Source organism: Bradyrhizobium sp. ORS 375 (assembly GCF_000239775.1).
Classification (GTDB): domain Bacteria; phylum Pseudomonadota; class Alphaproteobacteria; order Rhizobiales; family Xanthobacteraceae; genus Bradyrhizobium.
In genome coordinates this window covers 1-4,512 of record NZ_CAFI01000314.1, presented here as the reverse complement: position 1 = coordinate 4,512, position 4,512 = coordinate 1, and the positions used below count along the sequence as shown (strand labels likewise).

General features: G+C 65.3%; 5 protein-coding genes. 2 read left to right on the top strand and 3 right to left on the bottom strand.

The features are described 5' to 3' along the window. Positions 1-57 precede the first annotated feature (57 nt). Positions 58-603: a carboxymuconolactone decarboxylase family protein gene (locus BRAO375_RS23100; protein WP_009029870.1), complete on the bottom strand. Its 546-nt coding sequence runs from the start codon at positions 601-603 to the stop codon at positions 58-60. 154 nt (positions 604-757) lie between these two features. Between BRAO375_RS23100 and BRAO375_RS23095 the strand changes: the two genes are divergently transcribed. Then, positions 758-1,942, top strand: coding sequence for an acyl-CoA dehydrogenase family protein (locus BRAO375_RS23095; RefSeq protein WP_009029869.1), 1,185 nt, complete (start codon positions 758-760; stop codon positions 1,940-1,942). A gap of 154 nt (positions 1,943-2,096) precedes the next feature. Further along, a complete protein-coding gene (locus BRAO375_RS23090) occupies positions 2,097-3,236 on the top strand; it encodes an acyl-CoA dehydrogenase family protein (protein WP_035641748.1) in 1,140 nt (379 codons plus the stop codon). 439 nt (positions 3,237-3,675) lie between these two features. On the opposite strand, the gene BRAO375_RS23085 is transcribed toward BRAO375_RS23090, so the two are convergent. Then, a complete protein-coding gene (locus BRAO375_RS23085; protein WP_009029867.1) occupies positions 3,676-4,131 on the bottom strand; it encodes a fasciclin domain-containing protein in 456 nt (151 codons plus the stop codon). A 53-nt stretch (positions 4,132-4,184) separates the two neighbouring features. Continuing rightward, on the bottom strand, positions 4,185-4,512 hold a 328-nt coding region (locus BRAO375_RS38410; RefSeq protein WP_210161274.1), incomplete at its 5' end, for a hypothetical protein.

The following is a 4,512-nucleotide window of genomic DNA, read 5'->3' as shown; positions in this document are numbered from 1 at the left end:
GGGGAGGGGAGCGCACCGACAGCGTGGCGAGAGCGGCGAATCCCAGCTCACAGCTGATCACTTCAACTCAGACACCTCGCCCTCGGGCAGATCGAACTCGAACGCATTCAGCGTCATCGAGACCATCGTGTAGTAGCCGCACAGGCCGATGATCTCGACCAGGCCGCGCTCGCCGAGCGTAGCGATCGCGTCTTTGTACAGCGCGTCCGTGAGTCCATGCCCCTCATGCAGCGATTTGGCGACGTCGTAGATCATCTGCGCCTTGGCGTCTGAAAATTCCGGCGTGCGGCGGTCGCGGATATCCTCGATGATCTTGATGTCGAGGCCGCCGGCCAGCGCGAGCCGCTTATGCGCGTACCATTCGTAGTGCGCGGTCCAGTGCCGCGCGGTCACCAGGATTGCGATCTCCGACAGCGCGGCCGGAAACACCGTGTCATAACGCAGGAAGGCGCCGAGCCGGGTGGCGTGCCGCGCCATCTCCGGGCTGTTCAGCCAGGCCATCATCGGCGGCGGCGGCGAGCCGCGCTTGCTGGCGATCGACTCGTCATAGGTCTGGCGCTGGTCGGCGCTCATTTCGCCAGGCGAAAGAAGTTTCAGGCGCATGGTCGTTTCCTCGTATTTTCACGCGGCGGCATCATGACCATAAGTCGCGCTGCAAGGCGAGGGCGTGAAGCGGCGACATCGATGTTGAATTCCGGCAGGCGCTGAGGTTAGGTCGTTCCCAACGAAGCAACATGGAAACGCGCGAGGATCCGATATGGCCGATCTCGACACATTCCGCCGCGAAACGCGCGCCTGGCTCGAGGCCAATTGTCCGCCGGAAATGCGCCAGCCGATGACCTCGGACGAGGACACGTTCTGGGGCGGTCGCAACGCGAAATTCTCCTCCGAGCCGCAGCGCGTCTGGTTCGAGCGCATGCGCGACAAGGGTTGGACGGTGCCGCACTGGCCGAAAGAATATGGCGGCGGCGGACTGGACGGCGAGGAAGCCAAGATCGTGCGCCAGGAGATGGCGGCGATCGGCGCGCGTGCGCCGATCACCTCGTTCGGGATCTCGATGCTCGGGCCGGCGCTGCTGAAATACGGCACCGACGCTCAGAAGCGGGAGCATCTTCCCAAGATCACCGCCGGACTCATTCGCTGGTGCCAGGGCTATTCCGAGCCGAACGCCGGCTCCGACCTCGCTTCCTTGCAGACCCGCGCCGAGAGCGACGGCGACGACTACATCATCAATGGCCAGAAGATCTGGACCTCCTACGCCAACTACGCCGACTGGATCTTCTGCCTGGTGCGCACCGATCCCACCGCGAAGAAGCATGACGGCATCAGCTTCATCCTGTTCGACATGACCTCGAAGGGCGTATCGACCAAGCCGATCCTCTTGATCTCCGGCCGCTCGCCGTTCTGCGAAACCTTCTTCGACAATGTCCGCGTGCCCAAGGCGAATGTGCTCGGCACCGTCAATCGCGGCTGGGACGTCGCGAAATACCTGCTGCAGCACGAGCGCGCGATGATCTCCGGCATGGGCGAGCGCGGCGGCAGCCGTCCGCTCGGCCAGGTCGCAGCGGACTCGGTAGGCAGCGATGGTCAAGGCCGCCTCGACGATGCGCTGCTGCGCGCCGAGATCGCCACCTTCGATGTCGACGAGGCTGCCCTCGCCGCCGCCGCGGAGCGGATGGTCGATCTCGCCAAGGCGGGGCAGGGCCATCCGGCGTTCTCGTCGGCGATGAAGTATTACGGCACCGAGCTCAACAAGCGCCGCCACGAGCTCTTGATGTCATCCGGCGGCATCGACGCGCTGGAATGGGAAAGCGAGCGCTCGCACGAAGGCGCCCGCCCGCGCGCGTGGCTGCGGACCAAGGCGAACTCGATCGAAGGCGGCACCTCCGAGGTCATGCTCGGCATCGTCGCCAAGCGCATCCTCGATCTGCCGGGGGCGTAGTTCACCACTCTGGCCGTCATTCCGGGGCGCCGCGTAGCGGCGAGCCCGGAATCCATAACCACGATCGTGAGTATGGATTCCGGGCCTGGCCCTGCGGGCCATCCCGGAATGACGGGACTCAAATTGATCGTCAGCGTCTCAACGGGAAGCCGCCATGCCTCTCCTCCTCACCGAAGAACAATCCATGCTGCGTGACAGCGCGCGCGGCCTGATCTCCGATCACGCGCCCATAGCTCATCTGCGCAAGCTGCGTGACTCGCGCGACGAGACCGGCTTCTCCCGAGAGCTGTGGGCCACCTTCGCCGAGATGGGCTTCGCCGGCCTGCTGGTGCCCGAGGAGCACGGCGGCTCCGGACTCGGCGCTGTCGAGGCCGGTGTTGTCATGGAGGAGATCGGGCGCACCTTGATGCCGTCGCCGTTCCTCGCGACGGCGGTGCTGTCGGCGTCGGCGCTCATCCGTGCTGGCTCGGCGGCGCAGAAATCCGAGTGTTTGCCCAAGATAGCCGCCGGTAAGCTGCTCGCCGCCCTGGCGTTGGAAGAGGGGGCGAAGCATCGCCCGCTGCACACTGCGCTTCAGGCCGTTCGCTCCGGCAACGGCTTCAAGCTGAGCGGCGCCAAGGCGATGGTGGTCGACGGTCATGTTGCCGATCTCCTGCTCGTGGTCGCGCGCAGTGCCGGCGCGCCGGGCGAGAGCGACGGCCTCACGGTGTTCCTGGTCGATCCCAGGGCCAAGGGGATCGCAATCGAGCGCACCATCATGGTCGACGCGCACAACGCCGCGCGCGTCACGTTCGACAATGTCGAGGTGACCGCCGATCACGTGCTCGGCGAGGTCGATGGCGGCGCCGCGGTGCTCGGCGGCGTGCTCGATCTCGGCCGCGGCGCCGTTGCCTCCGAGATGGTCGGCTTGAGCGAGGAGGTGTTCGGCCGCACTGTCGCCTATCTGAAGGAGCGCAAGCAGTTCGGCAAGGCGATCGGCGAATTCCAGGCGCTGCAGCACCGTGCCGCGCAGCTCTACATCGAGATCGAGATTACGCGCGCCGCCGTGCTCAAGGCGCTGCAGGCCCTCGATGCCGATCCCGCCGGTGCGCCGGCCGCCGTCGCCGTGGCGAAAGCTCGCGCCGGCGCCACCGCGACGCGCGCGGTGCAGGAGGGCGTGCAGATGCATGGCGGCATGGGCATGACCGATCAGTTCGACATTGGCTTCTTCATGAAGCGCGCGCGGGTGTGCGAGGAGCTGCTCGGCGATGCGAACTATCACGCCGCGCAGTTGGCGCAGCTCCGAGGATACTGAGCAGCCTCGGTCGGCCAAGACAGGTTCTACAATCTCGGTGTCATCGTCCGCGAAAGCGGACGATCCAGTACGCTGAGACAGGAGTGATCGATCGAGGGGTCGCGGCATACTGGGTACCCCGCCTTCGCGGGGTACGACAGTGTCAGGGATCGGCCGAGGTCGCGCCACACTCACCGCTGTCGTCCCGGCGAACGCCGGGATCCATAACCACAGGGCGATGTGGCGACGCGCGCTGGCAGCTCCAGCCTTCGCCAAATTCCAGATGGTGGTTATGGGTCCCGGCTCAAAGGCCGGGACGACACCGTTGTTGTTGCGACGACATTGGCCCTCATAGGCCAGTTGCGTCTCTACAATCCTGAACGTCGCGACCTCAAAGCTCGCGAGAAATGAGCGCACCGTCATCGACGGCGCGCTCTCGTCCTTCAAAGCTCTCGCTTGATCAATGATGCATCGCCGTCTTGGCCGGCGGCAGCAGCACCTTGTCGACGACGTGGATGACGCCGTTCGAGGCCATGATGTCCGCCTGCACCACGTGCGCGTCGTTGACCTGCACGCCGAAGAAGGTGCCGTCGACGTTGACCGGCTGGCCCTGCGCGGTCTTGACGCTGAGCTTCTTGCCGGCGACGTCGCCCGCCTTCACCGCGCCCGGGATGACGTGATACTTCAGGATCGCGGCGAGCTTGCCCTTGTTCTTCGGCTTCAGAAGATCCTCGACGGTGCCGGGCGGCAGCGCTGCGAAGGCCGCATCGGTCGGCGCGAACACGGTGAACGGGCCCTTGCTCTTCAGCACCGGCACGACGCCCGCGGCCTTGGCCGCCGCGACCAGCGTCTTGAACTGGCCAGCACCGACCGCGGTGTCGACGATATCGGCGGCGCGAGCGGCCGTGGCTGACATGGAGAGCGCGCCCAGCATCAACGCGCCGGCCACGAACGAACGGATTCCCAACGTCATTCGAGTGTTTCCTTGTGAACTGAACTGATGAGTTGGCTGATGCGCGAAAGGATTTGCGGCCCCTTGCTCTCCCTGTGGTCCAGGGTCGCATCACCCCGACCGGGTTGGTCGAGGTCGTTACGATCGCTGCGCGGGGATGGATTTGATGGCGCGTTCACGAACTCGTGAACATGAAGGGCGCTCGCCATGCGAGACGCGCAATGCGCATGAATCCGCTGAACTAATTGCGCGGTATCCGCAGGCGCCTTGCCCGTCGTGCCATTTTGTCGCAATCCGACGGGCGTTGTGTCGTCGGGCAAATCGGCTGCACATTCTGCCGCGTCA

Excerpts from the sequence above, each read along its gene's own strand:
- BRAO375_RS23100 (WP_009029870.1), bottom strand. The coding sequence starts at position 603 with ATGCGCCTGAAACTTCTTTCGCCTGGCGAAATGAGCGCCGACCAGCGC.
- BRAO375_RS23095 (WP_009029869.1), top strand. The coding sequence starts at position 758 with ATGGCCGATCTCGACACATTCCGCCGCGAAACGCGCGCCTGGCTCGAG.
- BRAO375_RS23090 (WP_035641748.1), top strand. The coding sequence starts at position 2,097 with ATGCCTCTCCTCCTCACCGAAGAACAATCCATGCTGCGTGACAGCGCG.
- BRAO375_RS23085 (WP_009029867.1), bottom strand. The coding sequence starts at position 4,131 with ATGTCAGCCACGGCCGCTCGCGCCGCCGATATCGTCGACACCGCGGTC.